The organism is Salegentibacter tibetensis (genome assembly GCF_020164485.1).
Taxonomy (GTDB): Bacteria; Bacteroidota; Bacteroidia; order Flavobacteriales; family Flavobacteriaceae; genus Salegentibacter; species Salegentibacter tibetensis.
Genome location: NZ_JAIQZA010000004.1, coordinates 51,375 through 76,256 on the forward strand (window position 1 = coordinate 51,375; position 24,882 = coordinate 76,256).

Annotated in this window: 16 protein-coding genes; 10 read left to right on the forward strand and 6 right to left on the reverse strand. The window is 37.2% G+C overall.

All coding sequences use genetic code 11. The features are described 5' to 3' along the window. Nucleotides 1–5: 5 nt before the first annotated feature. From LB467_RS03090 to LB467_RS03105, 4 genes are all read right to left on the reverse strand, one after another. Nucleotides 6–2,663, reverse strand: a complete 2,658-nt coding sequence (locus tag LB467_RS03090) for a PAS domain-containing protein (RefSeq protein ID WP_224472554.1) — start codon at nucleotides 2,661–2,663, stop codon at nucleotides 6–8. 213 nt (nucleotides 2,664–2,876) lie between these two features. After that, the gene (locus LB467_RS03095) at nucleotides 2,877–4,034 is read right to left on the reverse strand and encodes an ATP-binding protein (RefSeq protein WP_224472555.1); all 1,158 of its coding nucleotides are present in this window, start codon (nucleotides 4,032–4,034) and stop codon (nucleotides 2,877–2,879) included. A 263-nt stretch (nucleotides 4,035–4,297) separates the two neighbouring features. After that, nucleotides 4,298–4,969 (reverse strand): response regulator transcription factor, encoded by a 672-nt coding sequence (locus LB467_RS03100; RefSeq protein ID WP_224472556.1) that lies wholly within the window; start codon nucleotides 4,967–4,969, stop codon nucleotides 4,298–4,300. Beyond that, nucleotides 4,935–8,612: a PAS domain S-box protein gene (locus LB467_RS03105; RefSeq protein ID WP_224472557.1), complete on the reverse strand. Its 3,678-nt coding sequence runs from the start codon at nucleotides 8,610–8,612 to the stop codon at nucleotides 4,935–4,937. The genes LB467_RS03100 and LB467_RS03105 overlap by 35 nt, the downstream gene beginning before the upstream one ends. A 579-nt stretch (nucleotides 8,613–9,191) precedes the next feature. Here LB467_RS03105 and LB467_RS03110 point away from each other — a divergent pair. Further along, entirely contained in the window at nucleotides 9,192–9,860 is a 669-nt protein-coding gene (locus LB467_RS03110) for a hypothetical protein (protein ID WP_224472558.1), read from the forward strand. Beyond that, nucleotides 9,838–10,809, forward strand: a complete 972-nt coding sequence (locus LB467_RS03115; RefSeq protein ID WP_224472559.1) for a carboxypeptidase-like regulatory domain-containing protein — start codon at nucleotides 9,838–9,840, stop codon at nucleotides 10,807–10,809. The genes LB467_RS03110 and LB467_RS03115 overlap by 23 nt, the downstream gene beginning before the upstream one ends. A 100-nt stretch (nucleotides 10,810–10,909) precedes the next feature. On the opposite strand, the gene LB467_RS03120 is transcribed toward LB467_RS03115, so the two are convergent. Beyond that, nucleotides 10,910–12,124 carry a patatin-like phospholipase family protein gene (locus LB467_RS03120; RefSeq protein WP_224472560.1) on the reverse strand — a complete coding sequence of 405 codons (1,215 nt, stop codon included), beginning with the start codon at nucleotides 12,122–12,124 and terminating at the stop codon, nucleotides 10,910–10,912. Nucleotides 12,125–12,818: 694 nt separating this feature from the next. On the opposite strand from LB467_RS03120, the gene LB467_RS03125 reads away from it, so the two are divergent. The 4 genes from LB467_RS03125 to LB467_RS03140 all read left to right on the forward strand — a co-directional run bounded on the left by LB467_RS03125 (nucleotide 12,819) and on the right by LB467_RS03140 (nucleotide 16,214). Then, nucleotides 12,819–13,607: a hypothetical protein gene (locus LB467_RS03125; RefSeq protein ID WP_224472561.1), complete on the forward strand. Its 789-nt coding sequence runs from the start codon at nucleotides 12,819–12,821 to the stop codon at nucleotides 13,605–13,607. A gap of 160 nt (nucleotides 13,608–13,767) precedes the next feature. After that, on the forward strand, nucleotides 13,768–14,700 hold the full coding sequence (locus LB467_RS03130; protein ID WP_224472562.1) for a glycerophosphodiester phosphodiesterase family protein: 933 nt from the start codon (nucleotides 13,768–13,770) through the stop codon (nucleotides 14,698–14,700). A gap of 102 nt (nucleotides 14,701–14,802) precedes the next feature. Continuing rightward, complete coding sequence (locus LB467_RS03135) at nucleotides 14,803–15,609, forward strand: hypothetical protein (RefSeq protein ID WP_224472563.1); 807 nt, start codon at nucleotides 14,803–14,805, stop codon at nucleotides 15,607–15,609. 440 nt (nucleotides 15,610–16,049) lie between these two features. After that, nucleotides 16,050–16,214: a Lacal_2735 family protein gene (locus LB467_RS03140; RefSeq protein WP_224472564.1), complete on the forward strand. Its 165-nt coding sequence runs from the start codon at nucleotides 16,050–16,052 to the stop codon at nucleotides 16,212–16,214. A 210-nt stretch (nucleotides 16,215–16,424) separates the two neighbouring features. On the opposite strand, the gene LB467_RS03145 is transcribed toward LB467_RS03140, so the two are convergent. Continuing rightward, nucleotides 16,425–17,513 carry a sensor histidine kinase gene (locus LB467_RS03145; RefSeq protein WP_224472565.1) on the reverse strand — a complete coding sequence of 363 codons (1,089 nt, stop codon included), beginning with the start codon at nucleotides 17,511–17,513 and terminating at the stop codon, nucleotides 16,425–16,427. A 415-nt stretch (nucleotides 17,514–17,928) separates the two neighbouring features. On the opposite strand from LB467_RS03145, the gene LB467_RS03150 reads away from it, so the two are divergent. From LB467_RS03150 to LB467_RS03165, 4 genes are all read left to right on the forward strand, one after another. Beyond that, on the forward strand, nucleotides 17,929–18,951 hold the full coding sequence (locus LB467_RS03150) for a LacI family DNA-binding transcriptional regulator (RefSeq protein WP_224472566.1): 1,023 nt from the start codon (nucleotides 17,929–17,931) through the stop codon (nucleotides 18,949–18,951). Nucleotides 18,952–19,135: 184 nt separating this feature from the next. Then, on the forward strand, nucleotides 19,136–22,237 hold the full coding sequence (locus LB467_RS03155; protein WP_224472567.1) for a SusC/RagA family TonB-linked outer membrane protein: 3,102 nt from the start codon (nucleotides 19,136–19,138) through the stop codon (nucleotides 22,235–22,237). A 30-nt stretch (nucleotides 22,238–22,267) separates the two neighbouring features. Continuing rightward, nucleotides 22,268–23,740, forward strand: a complete 1,473-nt coding sequence (locus LB467_RS03160) for a RagB/SusD family nutrient uptake outer membrane protein (protein ID WP_224472568.1) — start codon at nucleotides 22,268–22,270, stop codon at nucleotides 23,738–23,740. 18 nt (nucleotides 23,741–23,758) lie between these two features. Further along, the gene (locus tag LB467_RS03165) at nucleotides 23,759–24,880 is read left to right on the forward strand and encodes a glycoside hydrolase family 130 protein (RefSeq protein WP_224472569.1); all 1,122 of its coding nucleotides are present in this window, start codon (nucleotides 23,759–23,761) and stop codon (nucleotides 24,878–24,880) included. Nucleotides 24,881–24,882: the final 2 nt, after the last annotated feature.

The following is a 24,882-nucleotide window of genomic DNA, read 5'->3' on the forward strand; positions in this document are numbered from 1 at the left end:
TAAAGTTATACTTCTTCGGTTTTGCGTATGATTTTGATAACTACTTCATCGAGTTCATCGGCTGAATCACTAATAAGGTCTATTAATTCTTTCTGGCTCCATTCATCATAGACCTCTAGTTTTACTAATTCCACAAGTCCTTTTAACCGGGTAAGGGGGGCACGCACTACGTGTGCCTGCTCCCAGGCTATTTCTCTTAAAACCTTATTCTGTTTTTTAATTTCTTTGACCAATTTCCTTGATTCTGAAACATCTAAAGTAGCTCCAACCATTCTGGTCGCCTTTCCAGTGGCATCTCTAATTATAAAGCCCCGGTCTATCACAAAAGCCTTTTCTCCGCTTAATTTCAGGAACCGGTATTCCTCCTTCCATTCAGAGACCTTAGGGTTCTTTACGGCAGCATATAAAGATTTCTTCACCCTTTCTCTATCTTTCTGAACGATTTTATCAAACCAAAAATCTTCAACCGAGTGTTTATCTTCATCATATCCGTAAAGCTTCTTAAAAGCCTTGCTTCTAATTATTATATCATCCTTTATATTCCAATCCCAGATCATCTCCCTGGTAGCTTTCATCGCATAGTTGAATCGTACATTAGCCAGTTTTAAGGCATCCCTATTGGAAATTATTTCCGAGATATCGCTGGTAGCACCAATTAGTCGTATTGCTTTCCCGTTTCCATCGCGAATAATGTGGCCCCTGTCAATGATGCTTGCATAACTGCCATCACTGCGCTGAAACCTATATTGGGTATTCATTTTGCTGGCATTGAAGTTTTTTAAAGCGGCTTTAAGCTCTTTTATATAAGAATGCCGGTCTTCAGGATGTATTTGTTCCCTCCAGAAGCTTATTTCTTCCATTTTTTCCAGGGAATAACCAAACATCGATTCTTTTCCCTCGATATATCGTGTCACTTCGTCTGCAACTAAATCCCAATCGTACATTAGATCATGGGTGGCTTTGGCCGCAAGTCGGTATCGATCGTTTAAATCCTTGATCTCGCGAGCACGTTCAAATTTCTCTGTAACATCACGGGAATTAGTTATAATACCTTCTATCTCTGGTGCCTCCAGGAGATTTGTGGCAGTAGTCTCTATCCATCTCCACTGTCCTTTAGCATTACGAAAGCGAAATGGCTGGATATGAAGATGTTTCCGGGAGCTAATGGAAGAAAATTGGGCAAACATAAAATCTTTATCCTCAGGATGAATAAAATCAAAGGCATTCCTTCCTACAAATTCTTGCGGAGAAATCCCTAAGACCCGCGAGGAAGAAGCACCTACAAACTTATAAGTACCGTCTGCTTCCAGTATTCCTATAAGATCCAAACCCTCCTGCACCAGGAATTCGAATTTTTTCTCTGTTTTTAATAATTCCTGTTTCTTTCTCCTCGTCTCGATATTTGATATTCTTTTTTCAACAAAGCTCACTACATTTTTTAAAATACTTCTAAGAAATTCCTGCTCTTCCGTCTGCCAGACTCTTTTCTTAAATCGGTTTTCAATACCTACAAGCCCGAATAATTCATTGTTAATAAATACAGGGAGGATTATTAAGGATTTAATCCCATTTTCTTTGAGTAATTCCCGTTGTTCCCGGGTATGGCAGTTATCAGGCTCTAACATTTGTGGAGCATCATATTGAAACGGACCAAATAATTTTTTTAGTTTCTCAGACCAGGATAAGTCTGGATGTGAAAATTCAGTTTTAACAGACTTTCTTCTCCACTGAATAATTTCTGAGATCACGGGTTTCTCGTCCAGGTCTTCCAGGGATTCCCCTAAGTAATAAATTACGTCTGCATCTGAGGTTTGACCTATTTCGCCAAAAATATATTCAAGATTAACTGATTCTACGCCGTGAGCAACTAGTAGATCTATGATCCTTGAGTAAAGGTCAAGGAATTCCTTCTTCTGGTTAAGGTCTTTTTCTGAGGTTCGCAAACTGGTAATATCTTTTGCAATACCATAAGCACCCAGGACCTCCCCGTCCACTTTCATTGGAAGCAAGTCGATGCTTAATATCATTTTCCTGCCCTTAGCAGAAACAAAATCTCCTTCAAATCTTTGAGGTTCACCGGCCACGGCCTTTTTAAAAAAGCTTACAGTCCTTTCCCGGTCGTGCTGTGCACAAAAGGGTAAAAAATCCATTTGCAAAAGTTCCTCTTCCGAGGTTTCGGTTAATTCCAATAAACCTTCATTTATACTTAAAAAATTACCTTCTCTATCTAAAGAATATAGAGCGTCGCTATTACCCTCAATAAAGAACCGGTCCTGTTCAGTTCTTTGTTTTTTTTCAGTTTCAAGCTCCTTTTTACGCTGTTTAAGAAAAATTTCAGCGGTTTTATCAACTATAATATTCCAGATATAAATGCTGTTTTCAGCGGCAGGCCCACTTACGGCAAAACTTTGGATCTGCCAGTATTTCTCCTCTTTTTCTCCTGAATCAGGATCCGTTAGGTCATATCTCAGAATCTCTATCTGCTCGGGTTCTCCGGTTAGAATAGCTTTATTAAATGAAGCTTCTATTCGCTTCCCGTTAGCTTCTGAGTCATTTGGAAAAGCCTCAGGCACCTGCTTTCCGATTAGGAATTCACGCGAGGTATTGGCGAGTTTACAATAGGCATCGGTGGCATTAACAATAATAAATTTATTACCTACCATTTTCAAAAGAAGTCCTGGGAGGGGAAGGCTATTAAAAAAATCAGGGGTAAATTGGAATTTTCGGGCTCTGGGGAAAAAATTTAAAAAAAGGTTAAAAATGTTCATTATTTATTTTTCTGTGTAACTGTAAATTTCCTAACCAACCCTGTATCTGAAAATTAATTGTGGTCGTAATATTCTAATTATTAGATTTTTAAGTTAGTCATTTATTAATCATTGCTGCCTTGTATTACAGTAAATACTTATTAACTCCTTAAGTTTTTCTGATTCAAATGGTTTGGTTAGAAAATCATTAAAGTAGGTTTTTGAAATTCTTTGATTTTCCTGAATTTCAGTAACAGCTGTTAACGCGATAACCGGGAGATTTTGATATTTTTTTCCGGGAAAATTGCGAATTTTTTCAATGGCTTCTATACCATTCATCTTAGGCATATAAATATCCATAAGAACTATATCATAATCTGAACTTACAATCATTTCCAGAGCTTCGATTCCGTTTTCCGCAATTTCCCAGTCCATCTGCCAATGGTCAAGAAGCTTTGATACCACCAGTATATTTACCTTATTATCCTCTACCACAAGGATTTTTTTACCTTTTAGTATGGAAGCATTTGTTTGCGGTAGCTTTTGGATCTCCGAAGTTGCAGAGGTCTTTCCGAAAGGCAGAGTAAATCTGAAACAGGTCCCGGTGTCAACCTCACTTTCTACCCAAAGATCTCCTCCCAGCATTTTAATTAATTTTTGGGTGATATTTAGTCCTAAGCCGGTACCGGCGTAAGTAACATTAATATCTTCCTCTCCCTGGTGAAAGGCCTCAAATACCCGGTCTACCTGGTTAGAAGGTATTCCAATTCCGGTATCGCTCACTTTACATATTAATACCAAAGAATCATTATCCTCCTTCTGAAGCCTTAGCCTGATTGCCACTTCTCCTTCCTCAGTGAATTTTATCGAGTTGGATAGTAAGTTTACAAAGATCTGGCAAACTTTTACCTCGTCTCCCTTAATAACTTCAGGAATACTCGGGTCGAATTCAAGCTTAAACCCCAAACCTTTTAATTTAGCTGTTTGCTTCTGAGAATACAGAGAATGCTCCAGCTTTTTTTTAAGATTAAAAGGTTTATGGGATACCTCGAGCTTTCCTGATTTCAGTTTGCTGAAATCCAGAATGTTATTTACCAGCTCCAAAAGATTTTCTGAAGTGGTTTGAAGCACATTATAATATTCCTCCTTTTCGGGTAAGTCTGGCTTTTGCAAAAGATCTGAAATTCCAATAATGGCGTTTAAAGGTGTTCTGATCTCATGGCTTAATAGTGTAAAAATTTCAAGGCTCTTATCTACGGCTTGATCTTTCCGCTTTTCATTTTTCATTCTTTCCGCACAACAATTTAAATTCCATTAATATACTTCTCTTATAAACTAAGGCCTGGAATAGCCTCTTTAAAATGCTATCTAAGTTTATGGATAATGCTTATACTATATTGCCTTTTACCACTTTATATTTTCCAACTCTCTCAAAATCAGTTTTTGGCTATTGAATATGAAAAATTAATTTATTTTCAAAATTACATAGATGTACTTTCTGGCATTACGTGATTCACAGAATTATTCATAAGCAGATCGCGTATTAACCTTTATCCCGGAAAATCTTCTAAAAGATTATTTTTAATAGCGAAGACTACCAAACCTGCAATAGATTTTGCACCTGTTTTACTTATAAGATTTTGCTTATGCGTTTCCACGGTACGAATGCTTATATAAAGTTCATCCGCTATTTCCTTATTGGATTTATCTTGTAATATATGATTTAAAACTTCCTTTTCCCTGGGACTTACCGAAGAAACATCAAGATTGTTCATTTCTCGCTTTAGCTGGCTAAATTCCATCATCACTTTATTGGTAACCCCCCGGCTAAAAAAGGTGTTGCCTTTAGCAACCTCAAGGATTGCCTCTTTTAATTCTTCTTTATCACAATCTTTTAAAACGTATCCATGCGCCCCTTCTTTGAGCATTTGTTTAATATGAAGGCTTTGATTATGCATGGTTAAAGCTATGACCCTTACCTCCGGAAAAAACTTTTTTATTTCCCGCGTGCAGTCCATACCGTTCATATGAGGCATATTGATATCCATTAGGACCACCTCAGGTTTGGGATCCATGTTCTGGATCAAATTTAATGTTTCCACTCCATTTCCGGCTGCTCCAACCAATTCGAGACTGCTTTGAAAAGTGCTTACGATAGAGATCAGGCCTTCTCTAACCAGTTGATGGTCATCTACTATAAGAATGCGTACTGGTTTCTTCATTTGCTTCTACTTTATATTTAACAGGAACTTTAAAATAAATTACGGTGCCTTTCCCGGAAAAAATTCTGAATTGTCCTTTCATCTTTTTTACCCGGTCCCTCATTGAAATTAATCCGATTCCCTGTTTATGATAACTTTTCCTGGCATCAAAACCTTTCCCGTCGTCCTCGAGACTCATTCTCACATGAGCCTCTTCAAAAAACAAGCGAATTTGGATATTATTTGCCTCCGAATGTTTAAGGGCATTTCCAAGGCCTTCCTGTATAACCCTGAAAATATGTAATTCCTTACCCGCAGGCATTCTTCGGTATGCTGTATACTCAAAACTAATTTCTTTTTTGCTGCCCGAGGAAGACTGTTCTACCAATTCCCGAACGGCTTCTATCAATCCGAAATCTTTTATGGAGTTAGGCATTATAGTATGTGCCAGGTTTCTGGATTGATCGATTACATTATTGAGGTAATTTAAAGCCCTGGTATAACTTTCACTGGATCCCAGTTCACTAAAATCATATCGAAGATTTTTCATATTCATCGCAACCACGCTAAGAGATTGAGTAATTCCGTCGTGAATTTCTGAAGCGATCCTGGCTCGCTCTTTTTCCCTGGCTATAATAATGGAATTGGAAATCTCTATCTCCTGCTGAACTTTTTGAGTAATATCCCGAAGAACTACCATGGCGCCCAATCGATTTCCCGAAGAATCATTTAAAGCTGAACCATTGGACTGAACATATCTTACAGGCTCTCCCGGCCTTTTGATTAAGAACTCCTGTTTGTACACTTTCCCGGTTTCCAGTGCCCGGAACAGGCTTAATTCTGAAGCTTTTAGATACCTGTCCTTCTCAACGGAATAGAGATGATAAGCCCGGGGCCAGTCTTTCGGCTCTATTGTTGGATCCAGAGGCCCCACCCATTCCTTAAGGGTTTGATTAACAAACTTAACTTTGCCGGTGATATCACAGGAAATAATAGCGTCTGAAGCATGCCGGGTTAATACCTGCATATATTCCTCCTGTTCCCTTAGCTTATTTTCGGCAATTTTTATTTCGGTTACATCAAGCACCAGGGCATTCCAGGTTATAGTAGTGTCCTGATTCTTAGTCGGAACACCAATGCCACGATGCCAGGTTATCTTCCCATCTTCAGAAAGGGTTCTCCAAATGATACTCAAACGTTCTAATCTTTTTGAGGCTAACAGCAGTGACCTTTTTATGAAATTGTGATCTTTGGGATGTATGTTTATAAAAAGATGCTCCCCGTTCCCACGAAAGGCCTCCTCTCTTGTAAGATTCCATATTTGTTCAGCACCTTCTGAAAGATAAAGGATCTGTGGGGGTAAATTACCGTTTACCCTGAATTGAATCAGGCCGCCGGGAATATTATCTGAAAGCAACTTAAGACGCTTATTGGTAGTTTCCAACCTGTCCTGTGCTATCTTTATAGAAGTTACGTCCTGAAAAATGCCCATAACACTGGATACCTCCGTGTTAAGACCTAAAATAGGCACGGCGATAATTCTTATATGTTTAATTTTTCCGTCTGGAAGGAAAATATCCCCTTCCATAGATATACTGCTCTTATCCCTGATAAGCTTTTCAATTGCTTCTCTGAATTTCGACGCTGAATTGTGATGAAATTGCCCGATCACTTCCTCCAGCTCTATAGGTGAATTGCTCTTTTTTCGCCCGAAGATCCGACAAACCATGGCAGAACAATTAAAACCTCCGGAAGCTAACTCCAGTTCCCAGTCGCCAACCATTCCCATTTCCTGGGCACGCCGTAGGCGATCCCCGGTACTTATGAGCTCTAATTCTTTCTTCTTTACCTTATCGATATCCACGTGGCTACCTGCCATAAGGACTGGCTTTCCATCTGCTTTATGTTTAATAACCTTGCCAGAATCCAGAATCCATTTAAATTCGCCGTTTTTACACTTAAGTCTTATTTCATGGTAAAATGAAGTTTGCTCCCCCCTTAATATTGATTCCAAAGAACTTTTAAATGATGGTAGATCTTCAGGATGGACCAGGCTTTCAAAGAATTCTTTAGTGTGAGGAATTTCAAACTTTTTATAACCTAACATTTTGGCCCACTGGTCATTGATCTCGTTGTGGCCGGTTTCAAGGTTAATATTCCACGTACCTAAACCTCCTCCTTCTATGGCCGCCATCATTTTGCTCTTTTCGGTCTTCGTTTCGGTAATATCAATAACGGTATAGATTCTCCCTTTTAACTCTTTCGAAGCAAAGAATTCTGAGTTTGATAAAACTTCTCTTATCTCTCCGTTCTTTCTAACTACCTTATATTCCTTCATTGTGGTTCCCTCCACGGAACCATTGCTGCTACGATTTTTAAAAGCCCTGATGAAATACTCCTTTTCTTCCCTGGGAATGAGCATTGAAAAATGTTGTCCTAATAACTCCTCATCAGCATACCCATAAATTTCACAAAACCTCTTATTAATTTTAATAAAACACCCATCACCATCCAGCAGCGAAAGTCCAACCGAATTAGTTTCAAATATTACATCTGAAAATATTTTACTGGCCTCCAGGGATTTTTCTTTCTGCAGGAGCTTAGTGTTATTCTTAACTATGGAGATTAAAAGGTCCTGCCCGGGAATTGGTATCTTTTTGACAGCAACATTTTTAGAAATCCCGTTCTTATCTATAATTACCTGGTTTTTATACTTCGCAGAAACTTTTGGCTGATGTAGATCTTTTTCAGATAATACAGGGCTGGATGGGTTTTCCTTATCATTAAATGCTTTGAAACTAGAATTTACTTCGTCTAGGTCATCCGGTTCAAAACCATAAATTTCCGAATATTTCTTATTGGTAAGTCTAACCTCTTTGCCATTAAGTGAACTAACCGCCAGGCCTATCGGAAGATTTTTTACAAGTAGCGTTATGAAATCCTTTTTTTCCTGTAATTCTTTCTCTCTTTCCTGTAGTTTATAATGTAACCCGGTGATTAATTCATTGACTTCGTTTTCTAATTCTCCCTGAATCTTATTTCCGATTTGTTTTCTGTAAGAAATGATCTCCTCATTGGTTTCCATTTTACTTAAGGCCTTCTGCAATAGGATTCGTGAACTTTCATAACCGGTATGAAAAGAATAAAAATAAAATATCAGTAAAGAAAGACAGATAATGAATAGCAATACCTGCAATGTGCTGCTAATTCTTTTAAAGGTCAATAGGTCTTCAGAAGTTTGACGGGAAAATGACCTTAACTGGAAAAGTATATCCTCAACATATTCTTTGTTAGAGTCAAGAAAAAGAACCTGAGCTGCTAAGGTTTCGTTAGAAGATGCTTTTTGGAATTCCTTTTCATACGCCTTAGTGAATGCAGCAAAGTCCTGCTCAACTGCAGTTTTTAAGTCAGGATGTTGGTTAAGAATGCTGTTGATCTTCGTTACCTGGATATCCCATTGCTCCTCGAAATCCCCTTCGTAATTTTTATATCCTGAGAGATTTAATACTAAAAGGTTTATTTTTTCAACAATTTCATCTGAAGCTATTTCCTTTTTAACCTCAGCATTCATCGAAGCTAAAAAATAAATATGCCAGCAAATTACCGTGATAATTACTAGCACAGAAACTATTAGAAATTTCTTAAAAATAGAGACAGATTTCATAGCAATATTTCCGTATACGATTAAGCCATTTTTAATCCCTCATTGAGGGTTTAATTCCCCGAGGCCTGCCCGAATCATTCAGGCGGGCTTGCCTCGAAATTATAAAATAGTTTTCCAATTCATACCTCGTGGGCTTGCCCCGAGGTTCTTGATTTTTATGTCATCGTCAAACATACTATAAGGAAATGTTAAAACAAGGTAAAAAGTAGAATTTTCTTACGGAATTTTTGTTAGATCCCATTGCAATAGGTCTTTCAGCGGGAAAACAAATATGTTTATCAGCCAATTAGTAGATGAAGGAAAGGAAATCAGCTGCTTAAGTAAAAGACAAAACTCAAAATAGAGATCACTGCAATTAACCAGGAAAGGAAGATGATTATTGATTTAGGAAAAATTGAACTGAATATAATTTGCTCTTCGGGTTCCTCTTTTTGATGAGTCTCATATCCCATTATTTCAATGATTTTGCCATACTCTGTTAGGGAATATCCATCGTTATCCGGTTTTATTAATCCCTCTTTCACCATCTGCTCAATTAATCTAAAATCCTTTTCAGATAAATAAAGAGATTCGTTCGAGGTGATTTTGGCTAAAACCCTTTCTATTTCTTTTGGTTGCATAACTGATGGGAGCCGTAGCATTTCTACCCTTTTTAGGCCTGTGGTTGGGGTACAGCTCACCAATGCCCCTACCTATCTTAAGAAATCATTTGGGACTTATGAATTGAGCGATTATACCGAAGCCGACTGGATGGTAGAACTCTACATTAACGGAGTGCTGGTAGATTTTAAACAGGCCGATGCTGCAGGCTTCTTTTCTTTTGATGTGCCTTTGATGTATGGCAGTACCAATATCAATCTCCGCTATTACGGTCCTTATGGGGAGGAGCAAATTGTGGAAAGACAATTCGAGATTCCTTTTGTCTTTATGCCTAAGAACGAATTTGAATACAGCCTGAATGGCGGTCTGGTAGAAGATGGAGAAAATACCGTCTTTGCCCATGCCAGGATGAACTATGGGCTCACCAGGAGCATCAGCCTGGGCGGAGGAGTCGAATACCTCTCTTCTCTGGAAGATAATCCGTTAATTCCTTTCCTGAACACCGCTGTACGTTTGCCGGGGAACATGTTCTTTTCAGCTGAATATGCACATAATGTAGGTGTGAAAGGAGATTTCAGCTATACTTCGCCCTCCAACCTGAGGTTGGAGCTTAAGTATGTATGGAGTGAACCTCAATCTTATCACTAATGCCTTTTTCCATAAAAACAACGATCCACTGATCTTTAGCAGGCTGTCATCTTCCATTACGTTTCCAAAGCAAATTATCTTTACACCACAGCTGGATTATGAATACAGCAGTCATTCTCTAAACGCTGTTCAAGGGCAATTGCGAAAAAGAATTTTCGGGAGCGGATATTTGCACACTTCCTATGGATATAATTTTAATTTTAACCAGTTCCACTTCAATATTGGATTTAACTTGAATGTTGGATTTTCACGTTTCGGCTTATCCAGCACCACAAACAGATGGGAAAGCAGCTTTACCGAAACCGCCAGTGGAAGTCTGCTTTTTGGATCTTCCCTGGATAATACCAGCTTTAGCGACCGTCCCAGTATGGATAGAGCTAACGTAAAATTTATCGCCTTCCTGGACATGAATGGCAATGGCATTAAGGATAACGACGAACCCCAGTTACAGGGCATGAAAGTTACTTCCGTTAGCGGAGGAAAGAAAGAAGAGGCAAATGATGGCTCCAGCCTTTTCCGGGGAATGGAACCTTATATGGAGCATCATTTTAGCATTAATACCGACCACCTGAACCGAATTGCATGGCGTGTAAAGAAGAAGCGGCTTAACATTTATTTGAATCCGAACCAGATGAGATTGGTGGAAATTCCGGTGAGCGTAGTAGGTGAAGTAGGCGGATTTGTGTTGGATTCCTCTACCAACGGACTGGGAGGGATTAAAGTCCGCATCCTGGATGAGCAGCAGCAATTGGTTAAACAGATCATTTCCGAACCCGACGGATTCTTCAATTACCTTGGTCTAAAGTCGGGGTCTTATACGGCACAACTTGATGCTGAGCAGCTGGAGAACTTGAAACTGAAAGCCAATGATTCCTTCGGTTTTAAAATTTTCAATACTGAGGAAGGGGACATCGTAGACAACCTCGAATTTGTGGTGCAGACGAAATAGGCTAGCCTGCGGTTCCAACATAGGAATAGCGACCTATTTTTTTCGAGTGTGTGTTAAGCAGGGGATTTTTATTTTACAACTTGTGCTGAGGATGGCAAATTTAGTTGCTTCTTGTTTTCTTGTATTCCTCCCAATTGAAATTTTCCAGAAATTCAATTCCCTTTTGGGCTCCCAGCAGGAAAAGTTCGCTTTGCCGTTCTTCGGTCATATTAAAGTTTAGCCAATTGAAGCTTTCATCTGCATTGATCTTGCAAATTAACTGCTTATAATCTGGATTTTTTAAAATGAAATCATAGTCATGTATTTGGCGCATAGTACTTATCATGGCTCCGCTAAAGGAAAAAATATTAGTTGCACTACTGTAGGATTCCCTGTAAGTACTTAGCCGCACTCCAAAGGTAGGACGCGAAGGTATCCCAGACACATGAAAAGTGTTGATAGGAAAATTAGATAACATACCTCCATCCACGAATTTCACTGTTTTTGGAACCTCACCGCTGTAACTGGCGTGGTTTACCCAGTTTTCATCTAAAATCTTACCGTGGTTGGGAATATCTTCTAAGGTATAGGGATAGTAAAAGAACGGAATGGACATAGAAGCCCTGGCAAATTTGGCCGGAGAGACCTGGTTTGGATTTTCCCAATACAAACCTGCCATAGAGGGAAATGCCACCTTGGTATGGGTGGTGATTTCTGAAGTGATAATGCATAATTTTGGAGGTTTGAATTGTACATCGGGCTTAAGCCTGTTTTGTAATTGTGGGAGCTGATTTCTTTTTTCAGTAAGATCTTTTAAATTTTCAATACCATTCTCCTTTAAAATGCCGCTTAACCACTTTTCAAAAGCGTCCCCGGGATTTAATCCTAATTTGAATTTTAGTAAGGAAAAAATACGAATACTGTTAAAGATAAGCCCTCTCCAGACTCCAGACCTGCCTTCTACTTTTTTCTGAATTAGTTTTTTTATACCGGAAGGCCCGTCAACGAAATCGAAGAAATTCTTTCCTCCCATTATTTCTATTACTTTAAGGGAAGTGGATTCGCCGGGTTTACCCAAACCGGCCATCAATAAAGCATTTATAGATCCGGCAGAGGTTCCTGCAAGACTGTAAAAACGAATTCCTGCCTGTTCCAGGATGAAAGTATATCCTACTAAAGCGATGCCTAACATTCCTCCTCCTTCCTGCACGAGATCTACATACTGATGGCCGTCACTATCTGTTACATCGGAAAACTCGCGCCCGCTGATTTTTATTTCTTTCGCTCTTTGTATAAGCTCTTTTATCGCATCTCCCTTTAGAAATTGATTTTCCATGACTTTAGAATTAAATAGTTATTTTAAGTTTGACTCTTTCACTTTGTAATTTTAATAATATGTTGCCCGTGAAATCGCTTTAAAATTTCATTGATATTCATCAATAGATAAAGTAATCGCAGCTTTTGTAGATAAGGCTATTTTGCAGCTGAAAGTTCTTCCGGTCATTATTCTTCGTAAAATAAATTTAAGATTTATATTTTACGAAAAACAAAATTTTATTAAATTACTATAGTAATTAGCTGATTATAAGGCTTATTTGTGTTGTCTTTCACTTACGGATTAAATATTTAAGTGAAAAATCAGGAAAATATAATGGTTACTAACACTTGTTTTTTCAGGAGGAATTTGTTCCTATTTTAGAAATTCCTTCGTTGTACCGACCCCCTAAATATTCCCTTCAGTATTTCGGGAAACCGGATTGTATTCCAGTTGCAAATTTCAACGCTAAAACGTATTGATGATTAAGACAGCCTGAAGAATCCAGCTGCAGACAAAGAAGTTTTTTCGCTATACCTTTTGCCCTTATTCTGAATTTGAATATTGTTTTCAACTTTTAGGAGAACATCAGGTTTTGGAAGCATCTTTTTTCTGTAGGTAATTTGAAATTCGCAGTTCAGAAACCAGGCCAGGATATAATAAAACTCCGATTTCATCAACGAATTAAAAATACTACTCAACCAAAAAAATCAAAATGAAAAAAAGAATCAAAACCGTACAGCAGCTTTTGAAAGCAAAAGGCTTGTATAACGGAACTATAGATGGAATTATCGGACCAAAAACGATGACGGGATTATCAAAAGTTAAAGAAGTAGACACCAGGTTACCACTAACCAGGCAAATCACCATGTTTATCCAGATTTCAGCGAATGAGCGTGGTATTGACGCCGGACCCGTCGATGGTTTATGGGGGCAACAAACAAACGCCGCTTATGAAATGCTGGTCTATTACCTGGAACATGGGGTATTACCACCCAGCTGGAGGCCAGAGGAGCGACAAATAAGTAATCCCAATAACTGGCCCGTACAGAATTCTCCTGAATTTCACGAATTCTATGGGGAACGATGTTCACAGTTAATTACTGTAGACCTGCCTTATACGATGAAGCTATGTTGGGACTTGCGTACCAGGACCCGTCGTACCAGCTGCCATGCAAAGGTAGCGGATAGTCTGTGCAGAATTCTTTATAAAGTGAAGGATATTTATGGAGAAGAAGAAATCAGCAGGCTCCATTTGGACCATTATGGGGGATGTCACAATGAACGCAAGATGAGAAACGGTAATCTCTGGTCAATGCATTCCTGGGGAATTGCACTGGACTTCGATACCAGAAGGAACCAATTGAGTTGGGGACGGGACAGGGCCGCTTTTGCCCATCCCGATTATGAGGATTGGTGGAAATGCTGGGAAGAGGAAGGATGGATAAGCCTTGGCCGAGCCAGAAATTTTGACTGGATGCATGTCCAGGCTGCAAATCTTTAGAATTTCAGAGATTAAATCTCGAAGCCTACTTATAGAAAAATAGCTACCGATTAATTGAACCCGTGGAATAGTTGATTAATTTAGTTTATGTGTTTAGTTGAAAAGGTCTGCCCGGAGTTCTCTATTTTTACGGCAGGCCTTTATTGTAAAATTTAAGAGAATGAAATTTATAAAAAACGTATTGCTGTCATTTTTAGTTGTAGCTATTGGTTGTAAGAACAATCAGGAGCAAGACAAAGAGCTTCAGGAAGCCCAATCAGAAAATGTCACGATTCAGGTGCAGGGACATCGGGGAGATAGGGGGAATTTCCCGGAAAATAGTATTCCTGCCTTTATTAGTGCAGTAAAAAAAGGTGCCGATGTTATTGAGTTGGACGTGGTAATTTCAAAAGATAAAAAAGTAGTGGTTTCCCACGAGCCATTTATGCATTCGCTGTATGTTTTAACGCCTTCAGGCGATACAATTTCTGAAGAAAATCAGGAGAAATTTAACCTTTACCAGATGACTTACGACAGCATCAGGAAGTTTGATGTTGGCTCTAAAGGAAACCGGTTGTTTCCCGAACAGCAAAAACAAAAGACCTATAAACCTTTACTGGCTGAAGCTATAGATTCCGTAGAAAATTTTATTCAAAACAATAAAATGGATGAGGTTACCTATAATATTGAATTAAAAAGTTCAGAAAATAAATATGGAGCTTATCAGCCGGAGCCTAAGGAATTTGTGGAGTTGGCGCTGCAGGTAATTCAGGGAAAGAATCTTGAGAACAAAATGAATTTACAATCTTTTGATGTGAATATTTTAAATGAAGTCCATCAAAGTTACCCCGAAGTTGAAATCGCCTATCTGGTATATACTGAGGGCATTCAAAAGAATCTGGACTTACTGAGTTTTAGCCCGGAAATTTATAGTCCGCATTATGCATTAGTAAAGGACACCGCTTTTGTAGATTCCATTAAAAGTAGGGATATGCAACTAATTCCCTGGACAGTGAATGAAGAAAAAGACATCAAAAAAATGATTGAATTAGAAGTTGATGCCATAATTACCGATTACCCGGAAAGGGTACTTCAGCTTCTGGATAAAAATTAAAATGCTATAGTTTTGAGGTGAAAAGGTGCTTGAGGTTTTAAGTCCTTTTTTATCTATGAATGTGATAAAAATTATTAACGCTATTGACGAAATTATTTAGTAATGAAAAACTTAGTACTATTATTAATTGTGATTATACCATTTTATTCTTTTGCTCAAACTAGTTATCCGGGAGAACAGGTTGAATTATTGGAAGGGAAACAATTAAAAGTCTTAGAAAAACAAGAAAAACTACAAAAGTTGGGTTATAAAGATTTCTATGTTGATTCCTGGCTGGAAAAAATTTTTGCTGAAGAAAATCACAGTTCCGAATACGGGGCGTTGGTTGGAAAGATTTTCACTGTTGAGAAAATAATACCTTTTGAGAGATTTGGAAGACAAAAATATAAATTACGACTTTCTAATTCGCAAACTGGCACTATCTATTATGCTTACGATCCTAAATTTAGTAGTAACTATCCTTTTGAAGTTATTGGCGGTTTAGCCCCTCCAGATGTTTATTTCTGCAGCAAAATCGAAACCAAAAAAAACAAAGTTAGCGGAGAAACGAAATCACGAACCCCGACTGAAGAAGGGATTACGTTTACAAAAATCGATAAAGAAGGAGAAACAAATTTATTTTTGAGCATAAGAGAGTTTGGGCCAACATTAAATGTGGGAAGCAAAGGATTATTAATTCTTTTAGAAGATGGTAAAAAAATCGAAAAACCTGAAGCTCCAATCGAGGTGGAGAAGGATGGGGCAAATTATATCTATTCTGCTTTTATTGAGTTAACAGATGAAGATATACAGAAACTTTTAGAAAGTCCCATGACTCACAATCGGCTTTACGTTTATCATGGGAAAATAAATAATGGAGAACTTTTTCAGGAATACCTAAGGTGTCTTACTCAGATTTTGAGTGAGTAAAAAATTTAGCCTTAAAGAATAGAAAGCCATAAACCCTTATCTGTACTAATTTTGCGATTAATTGTTATCAATTGATACAGACTTATTCTCATATTTTAAACTTCAATATACTTTTTGTTGCCTGCCTTAGCTATTTGCCAATTGTGCATCCAATACAAATCGACGCTAAACTGCTTTTATCTCCGCTTAAATTCCTGAAATAGAATTTGTTTAAGTTTTTTATATAAAATGAGCATAACGGAAAGACGGTACAACAAACACCGATGAAGATTTGCGAATTACTTGTGACCGTTAAAAACAATAAATATCTACATATGAAATTTATGTTTAAAGGGTAATTCTCTGTCAAAATTATTTTGTTTAATTAAAATCTAAATAAGATAAACATTTTGTATCTTAACCAATAAAACAGATTTATATAATTTTATAAAAGCATTACTATGTTTAGTATATTCAAAAAGAAAACGGAAAAGGAAAAGCTACAGGAAAAATATGAAAAGCTTCAGAAAGATTCCTTTGATCTCTCTACCACTAATCGAAAAATGAGCGATCAAAAAGCTTTTGAAGCGGATGAAGTTATGAAGCAGCTCGAAAAGTTGAAGTGAATTAAATATCCCATAGTGACTGAAGAAAAAAACCAGATAAGGAGGTTTTCAACATTGTGAATTTTCACAAAGGACCTGTAAATGCGGTACTTTTATTTATTACCGCATGGGTAATATAAGTTTAAATAAGAGGATTCAGCCACTTTCCTGATATTGAAAATTGCGCATTCCGTGATTTGCAGAAGACTAAGACTAGGCTGTTTTATCAGTTTAATTTTTAAAAAAGACTTTAAATGTGGTGCCTTCGTTCTCTTTACTCTCAAGTTTTATTCTGCCTTCATTATCCTCGATCATTTTTTTTACTACATAAAGGCCCATCCCGGTTCCAGGTATACGATCAGATAGTCTTGAAGATTTTTTAAAAATTCCTCTTTGATGTTGAAGGGATATTCCCAATCCATTATCTTGTATACAAAGAATAATAAAACCTTTTACTTCCTCTGTAGTAATATTTATTTCTGAAGATTTTTTTGGATCACTGAATTTAACTGCATTATGAATAAGGTTATAAATCACGCTTCTAAGGCTGCTTCTTGGAAAAGTTATTTCTGTGACCTTTAAATCTGTTGTAATCTTAATTTTCTTCTCTTTGATATCCCACTTGAGAGCGGTAATTATATCCTCGCAAATCTCTTCAATGTTGACCAATCTCCCTGCGATAGATTTCTCCTTTTCTTTCACTTTATTATAAGCAAAATCTTCAACCAGGGTTTCAAGGCTTTTAGATGAAGCTTTAAGCGTATTACTCCATTCCCCGAAGGCTTGTTTGTTGGAATTCTGCTGTTGGTGGACTATTGATAATCCGTCGGCTATTAGTGTGATAGTGGAAATAGGCTGCCTAATATCGTGTGCTAAGGCATACCTTAAAGTCTGGTATTTTGAATTTATTTTTTCCAGGTCTCTCAAAGCCACTAATCGTTTAGTGATGTTCACAAAAGTAATAATCACTCCATTGGTCACATCTTCCTCATACTCCACGTATGGAACAATATTCATCTGGAACCAGTGGCCATCGGTTGTTTGTACTTCTTTTTCAAGAATCTTGTTTTTATTATTGATTACCTCCTGAATATCTTCAACAACGTACGGATATCGTAAATTGTCTTTTATGTCTGAGATATTCTCACCTACGTGATCATATGTAAGGGAGAACTGCTTCATAGCCGGGGGCGTAAAGATTCTTAAAATAAGATCTGCATCCACGAACAACTGCGGAATTATAGTATTTGAAAAGTAATTTGCAAGATCAAAATCGAGCTCTCGCAATTGGCGGGCATCCTTTTTCGGTGTATCAGACATAAAATCAAATCTAATAAATTAATGCTTAACATAATAAAATCTTAATTAACCTTCGAAAACTTATTGGAATTTTAAGCATTATGGGTGTGGAAAATAGTAGAAGGATAACAATAAAGAGCGATATTGCTTACTTTTAAAAAAAAATCTATTTGGGAGATATTCAATTGTCATTTTGCCTGGATACTCTAATTCAGTCCTGAATCAATTATTCTAAATTCTACGTTTTTACTATTGCAATATCGGTCTCGAAAAATAAACAAACGCACCATCGCTTTAAACACTATCTGCATTCTTAAAGAATATTTACAGAAGAACCTTATTGTTATTAATTACAACTATTTTATACATTTGTTTTAATTATTCTATTCAGTAAAGCGATTCTTTTTATTTATAATTTAAATATCTCTCCAATTCGATGAAGAAAAATAAGAAAATTTCAATGAAAGATATTTCCAAAGAACTGGGAATATCAATTACAACTATTTCTTTTATTGTAAATAAGAAGGCAGAGAATAAGATTAGCAAGGAGGTTATTAAGAAAGTAGAGGATTATATAGAAAAAGTAGGATATAAGCCTAATTCCTCGGCACAATCTTTACGAACCGGGAGATCAAAAACCATTGTTTTTATGGCTGAGGATATATCCGATCCGTTTTTTTCCGCTATTGCCAAAGAAATGGAGACTATTGCTTTTAACAATGGATATAAGATCATTTATTGCAGCACTGAAAATAAGAAGGAAAGAGCCGTAGAGTTGTTAAATCTTTTTAAGGATAGACAAGTAGATGCGTTTATAATTACCCCGCCAGAAGGTTTTGAAAATGAATTAAGAAAATTAATTTATGATGAGCAGCACGTTATAATGGTGTTCGATCGATATTTTGATGATTTTAAACACAATTATGTAGTTTTGGAGAATTATAAGGGAACACAGGAAGCAACTGCCTCTTTATACAATTCCGGAAAAAGAAATATTGCATTTATAGGAATTGAATCAAACCTTTCTCCGTTAAAACAGCGATTCGAGGGTTATAAAGACAAAATAGGGGACTATGGTTTAAAAGAATACTCTCTTCTTATTCAATTTGAGCATATAAAAACTCAACAAGGTCAGAATTATATAAAATCTTTTTTAGAAACTCACCCCGAGATCGATGGAATTTTATTCGCTACAAATAATCTTGCTATAAGCGGTCTTAGGGTGATTAAGAATAAAGGCTTAAAAATACCGGAAGATCTTGGTATTATTTCTTTTGATGATCGTGATGTCTTTGAATTATTTACTCCTCCAATCAGTGTTATTGCCCAACCTGTGCCGGATTTAGCGGAGGAATTAATTAAAGGTACCTTAAAGTTGTTAAAAACAAAATCAGCTAACGAATATAGATTTTATCAAAAGAGTTTAAATGGAAAATTGATTATTCGTAAATCTTTTTAGACTAAATTTTGTGATCTCTTTACGTGGTTACCCTCCTATTTAGTATTTCTTAAAAATTTTACTTTTATATTTTTATTTGCATTTATGGAAAAACATATTTACATTGGTCGACAGGTAAAACGTTTTACTAAAATCTTATTTTTAATTTACTACATCGATTACGCTAATAATTAATTCCAAGAATATGAGAAACAAGGTCAAAAAAAGAGGAGGTGAATTTTTGATATTTTTAATGCTAATCACGGCTTATCAAGTCCGGGCGTATGAAAATCTATATGAAAGTTCTACTTATGGGGAAGAACAAACTGAAATCACAGGAGTTGTTACTGGTTCAGGTAACGGCATGCCTATTCCAGGGGTGTCTATCGTTGAGAAAGGAACTGATAATGGTACTGTAACTGATTTTGATGGGAATTACAGTATTAGTGTTTCCAGTCCAGATGCAACATTAATTTACTCTTATGTGGGATTTAGAACCAAAGAGATAGAAGTCAATGGGCAAACAAACATTGACGTTTCGTTGGAAGACGAAGTTTCTCAATTAGATGAATTGATAGTAGTTGGGTATACTTCCCAGAAGGAAAGAACCATTACCGGTGCGCTTACTTCTGTAAATGTGGAAGACCTTGAATCCAGAAGAGTTCCTGACGTTACTCAGGCATTACAGGGGCAGGTTGCAGGTGTTAATATAACCCAAAGTACCGGGGCTCCCGGAGATGAAATTGAAGTAAGAATACGTGGTAATGGAACAATTGGTAACAATAATCCTTTATATGTTATTGATGGAATTCCAACTCGGGAAATTTCTTTTTTAAATCCTAGCGACATTAAATCTATGACTGTTTTAAAAGATGCTTCTGCTGCTTCCATATATGGATCTAGAGCTGCAGGGGGAGTAATAGTTATAGAAACCAAGACTGGTAGTGACCGAAGTGGTATTCAGGTAAACTATTTTACCGGTGTTCAAAGAGTACAGAATCTGCCTAATATGCTCAATGCAAGCCAATACTTGCAAACTGTTGAGAGGGCATGGGATAATGCCGGTTACGATGGTACTAACCCATATACTGAAGATCGGGGTAGAAGTGATTTTGCTGATGTTGATTATTTAAATGAATTATTTGAATTAGGTAGAACTCAAAGTGCCCAGGTCACCGCTTCAGGAGGTAATGAAGATACTGATTATTTTCTTTCAGCCGGATATTTTGGACAGGATGGGCCGGTAGTTTATGATAATGACCAATACAGAAGATTTAATTTTAGGTCTAATGTCAATTCAAATTTAAATGACAGGCTTAAAGTGGGTGCCAATCTTCAGGCTTCTTACGAATATAAGGACAGGATCTCATCAAGTGGAGATGCTCCCGGAATTATAAGACATGCTTTTTTAAGACCACCGATTATTCCCGTTTTTAAAGATCCTTCTGACCCTACATATTCTGAAACAGATCCATTTACTGATCTACCTTTTTTTCAGGGACCTGATAGTTATGAAAGTAGCAAATATGAGTTTTCCCAAAATCCAATAGCTTTGGCTCATTTTACCGACGATGCTGCTAGAACATTTAAAACTTTTGGAAATCTTTTCGCAGAGTATAGTTTTTTAAACGATAAATCTTTAAAGTTTCGAACCAATTTTGGAGCAGATATAAACTTTATACATAATAAAGCTTTCAATGTTAATTTCGGTGATGATGATGGCGGTGGTGCTGAACGAGATCGGGGGCTAGGAAGACAGAATAGACCTAATAGTTTAAGTGAAGTACGAGGAGAGGATATTACTTTAACCTGGAATAATAGTTTGAGCTATAAAAAGGAAATTGGGGAGCATACCATAGATGCTTTAGTAGGTTCTGAGTTCATAACTAGTCGACTATCAAATTTAAACGCATCCAGAACAAGGTTTGATTTTACCCAGCCAAATTTCAGATATATGGATTTTGGTGATACTGAACAGGATATTTGGAATGGTGGGTTGGCAGAAGAATGGTCATTATTCTCCTTTTTCGGCTCAGCAACTTACTCTTACCAAAATAAATACATGGTAACTGCTAATTTAAGAGCAGACGCATCTTCCAGGTTTGCTGATGAGAATAAGTGGGGTTATTTCCCTTCTATGTCTGCAGGTTGGATGATTTCAGAAGAAGAATTTGCTCAGGATCTGGACTGGTTATCAGAACTGAAACTTAGAGGAAGTTGGGGGCAACTTGGAAATCAGGAAATTCCAAATTTTGCATATTTAACTTTATATCGTAGGGATGCTGACAGGTATTTAATAAACCGATACGGAAATCCAGATTTAAAATGGGAAACCACAACCCAAACCAATATTGGTCTGGATTTTGGCATAATGGCAAACAGATTATTTGGTTCGATGGATTACTTTAAAAAGGAAACATCTGATATTTTATTACCTATTTCCCTGCCTCAGGTTGTTGGTGATGTTTCTCCAACCTTTCTAAATGCAGGCCAGGTAACTAATAGCGGTTTTGAATTTGGCCTGACTTATAGAAATTATGATAACGAGTTTAAATATAAAATAAGCGGAAATATTGCTTCCCTAAATAATGAGGTTAATTCTATGCATCCCAATTTGCCTTATATAGATGGAGCAGTTACCAGAACCCAACCAGGACAAGCCTTAAATTCTTATTATGGATTTGTTCAGGAAGGTATTTATCAAAATGAGCAAGAGATAGCAGAACATTTAAGTGGAACACCCAACCCACCCCAACAGCCTGGCGATATTAAGTTTCGGGATCTTAATGGGGATGGACGAATTAATGATAGTGACAGGGATTTTATAGGAAACCCAAATCCTAAGCTTAGTTATGGACTAAATATGGGTTTTAATTATCATGCGTTCGATTTTAATATTCTTTTTCAGGGAGTTAGTGGGGTGGATCGTTATAACGATTTAAAGAAAATCATTGATTACGATACACGACCTTTTAACTATACAGACAGAGTTTTAAATAGCTGGGATGGTGCAGGTTCTACCAATACTATACCAAGGGTTAGTTTTACAGATAATGGAAGTAGCAGAGTGTCTGATATTTTTGTTGAGGATGCTTCATACCTAAGACTTAAAAATGTGGAATTAGGTTATACTCTGAATTTACAGCAGAGTATAGGGATTGAAAATTTAAGATTATATGTATCAGGTCAAAATATTTTTACGATAACAGACTATACTGGTTTAGATCCAGAATCTACTGCTTTAATAGATTATGGAACTTACCCTCAATCTTTAACGCTTATGTTTGGGATTAATGTGTCCCTATAAAGGATTCTCTAATTAGATAAAAATAGTATTATGAAAAGCATATCAAAAATTTACGGAATCGTTCTAAGTATAGTACTTGTAGGATGTGAACTTGATGAGGAACCCATTGGTTTAATAACCAGAGATCAGATTAGTACAGAACCAACAGAAAGTTCAGTGACATCTTCAGTGAATTCCAGTTACCAGCTTTTATCCAATACCTTAAATATTATTGGCAACTGGGATTGGACCGGAGGTAAAGTTCTTAGAAATGACTTTATACTTCAGGATATAGCTTCGGGAGATATGAATAAGAAATGGAATCCGGATGGGGATCAGGCCTGGATGGATGAAGTGGCAGCCTTTAATTTTACAGCTATTAATGGAGCTTTTAATGGTATTTGGAGTTATGATTATGAAGGAATTTCCCGGGCGAATACGGCAATTAGTATCCTTAGTAATCCAGATATAACTACAACTACGGCCCTGGATACAGAAACAAAAGATAGATTGTTAGGAGAAGCTTATTTTCTAAGGGCATTTTATTACTTCGATTTACTTAATCATTTTGGAGGGGTTCCGTTATTAACGGAACCACTTGAAGATTTTTCGGCTGCTTATGAGGTTTCTAACCGGGCCACAGAGCAAGAAGTTTTTGCTTTGATTGAAAGCGATCTTGAAACTGCAGTAGGTTTATTGCCTACGCAAAAGTATTCGAGTAATGCTGAGCCATGGAGAGTGTCAATCGGTGCGGCAAAAGCCATGCAGGCGAAAGTAGATTTATTCCAGGAAAATTGGGAAATGTCTTTAATACATATAGAAGAATTGCAGTCCTGGAATTTTTATTCTTTAAATACTCACTATTTTGATTCATTTAATGTGGAAAAGGAATTTATGGAGGATGAGGTGATATTTGCTTATGATCACCGGCAGGAACTAAATCCGGGCAGAGGAAATGGTTTAGCAGCATTAATGGGATGGGGTTTTATAGCTCCAACAGAAGATTTTGAAAATGCTTTTGAAAGTGAGGATCCTCGTTTGGATTATACAATTGAAACAGAGACTCAAACCGCTCATAAATTGTTAGGGTCTACAGATGGCCAATACAAGGGAAATGCAGATTCCCCTGGAAATAAAATTTACATAAGATATGCAGATGTTTTGCTTTGGAAAGCTGAAGCCCTGATAGAAACCGGGCAGGTTGAAGCAGGCATAGAAATAATAGACCAAATAAGAATGCGTGCACAAAACACTCCTTCTTTAGATGGAAGTACCTCCGACTTGGAAATGTATTCCGGTACTGGTTTATCTCAGGAACAAGCTTTAGAAGTTTTATATAAGGAAAGAAGACTGGAGTTAGGCTTTGAATCTCATAGGTTTAACGACTTAAAGCGATGGGGTATTGCTGATGAAGTTCTTACAGAGATGGGCAAAAATTTTCAGAATCACAATTATCTATACCCTATTCCTCAGGGAGAGATAGATAGAAGTGGAGGCCAAATTGAACAGAATCCAGGTTACTAACAATAAATTTAAATAAAAATGAACAAGTTTTTTATATCAACAATTATCGCATTACTGGTTAGTGTTTTAGGGTACAGCCAGGAAGTATTAGAAAAGGAATGGATGCTGGGGCCCTTTGAGCGGTTTGAAGATGCAAAGCCTATTATTCAAAAAGATAGTCTCAGTGAATTTGATGATCCTATGACTGGCAAAACCATAAACTGGGAGTCGATGGCAACCTTTAACCCGGCAGCAATCGTTAAAGACGATAAAATTCACGTTTTATATAGAGCTGAAGAGAAATTAGGAGAGAAAGAAATTGGTGGACATACCTCCCGAATAGGCCTGGCCACCTCAAGTGATGGGGAAAAATATGAGAGAGAAGAACAACCTATTTTTTACCCGACTGAGGACGATCAGAAAGAATACGAATGGACAGGAGGAACAGAAGATCCAAGAATTGTGGAGACAGAAGATGGTACTTACGTGTTAACTTATACTCAATGGAACAGGGAATATCCGAGGTTGGCAGTGGCAACATCAACTGATTTGAGAAACTGGGAAAAACAGGGTCCAATATTCGAGGAATGGAAAGATGGAAAATATCATGATACGGAGACAAAATCTGGCGCTATTGTTACTGAACTTAAGGACGGTAAACTGGTAGCTGCCAAAATTAATGGTAAATATTGGATGTATTATGGGGTGCCTCATATTTGGCTGGCCAGCTCAGACGATTTGATTAACTGGGAACCCGTGGAAGATTATGAAGGTAACCTGGCACCTGTACTTAGTCCACGTCCTGGTTATTTCGATTCCTGGTTAGTAGAGGCAGGACCACCGCCAGTATTAACAGAAGATGGAATTGTAGTTCTTTATAATGCTGGAAACTCTCAAAACATTGGGGTAGAAGATTTAGGTAATAGAATCTATACAGGGGGACAGGCTTTGTATGATGCCGATGAGCCCTGGAAATTATTAGATAGATCAGAAAACCCATTTATCAAGCCAGAATTACCTTTTGAAAAATCGGGACAGTATAAAGACGGTACTACTTTTATAGAAGGCCTGGTTTACTTTGAGGACGATTGGTATCTATATTATGGAACTGCAGATAGTATGGTAGGAGTGATGAAAACAGATAACACGGATAACGAATAGAA

Bases quoted from the DNA above. Each gene is read 5' to 3' on its own strand.
- LB467_RS03090 (WP_224472554.1), bottom strand. From the start codon at position 2,663: ATGGTAGGTAATAAATTTATTATTGTTAATGCCACCGATGCCTATTGT.
- LB467_RS03095 (WP_224472555.1), bottom strand. From the start codon at position 4,034: ATGAAAAATGAAAAGCGGAAAGATCAAGCCGTAGATAAGAGCCTTGAA.
- LB467_RS03100 (WP_224472556.1), bottom strand. From the start codon at position 4,969: ATGAAGAAACCAGTACGCATTCTTATAGTAGATGACCATCAACTGGTT.
- LB467_RS03105 (WP_224472557.1), bottom strand. From the start codon at position 8,612: ATGAAATCTGTCTCTATTTTTAAGAAATTTCTAATAGTTTCTGTGCTA.
- LB467_RS03120 (WP_224472560.1), bottom strand. From the start codon at position 12,124: ATGGAAAATCAATTTCTAAAGGGAGATGCGATAAAAGAGCTTATACAA.
- LB467_RS03125 (WP_224472561.1), top strand. From the start codon at position 12,819: ATGAAAAAAAGAATCAAAACCGTACAGCAGCTTTTGAAAGCAAAAGGC.
- LB467_RS03130 (WP_224472562.1), top strand. From the start codon at position 13,768: ATGAAATTTATAAAAAACGTATTGCTGTCATTTTTAGTTGTAGCTATT.
- LB467_RS03135 (WP_224472563.1), top strand. From the start codon at position 14,803: ATGAAAAACTTAGTACTATTATTAATTGTGATTATACCATTTTATTCT.
- LB467_RS03140 (WP_224472564.1), top strand. From the start codon at position 16,050: ATGTTTAGTATATTCAAAAAGAAAACGGAAAAGGAAAAGCTACAGGAA.
- LB467_RS03145 (WP_224472565.1), bottom strand. From the start codon at position 17,513: ATGTCTGATACACCGAAAAAGGATGCCCGCCAATTGCGAGAGCTCGAT.
- LB467_RS03150 (WP_224472566.1), top strand. From the start codon at position 17,929: ATGAAGAAAAATAAGAAAATTTCAATGAAAGATATTTCCAAAGAACTG.
- LB467_RS03155 (WP_224472567.1), top strand. From the start codon at position 19,136: ATGAGAAACAAGGTCAAAAAAAGAGGAGGTGAATTTTTGATATTTTTA.
- LB467_RS03160 (WP_224472568.1), top strand. From the start codon at position 22,268: ATGAAAAGCATATCAAAAATTTACGGAATCGTTCTAAGTATAGTACTT.
- LB467_RS03165 (WP_224472569.1), top strand. From the start codon at position 23,759: ATGAACAAGTTTTTTATATCAACAATTATCGCATTACTGGTTAGTGTT.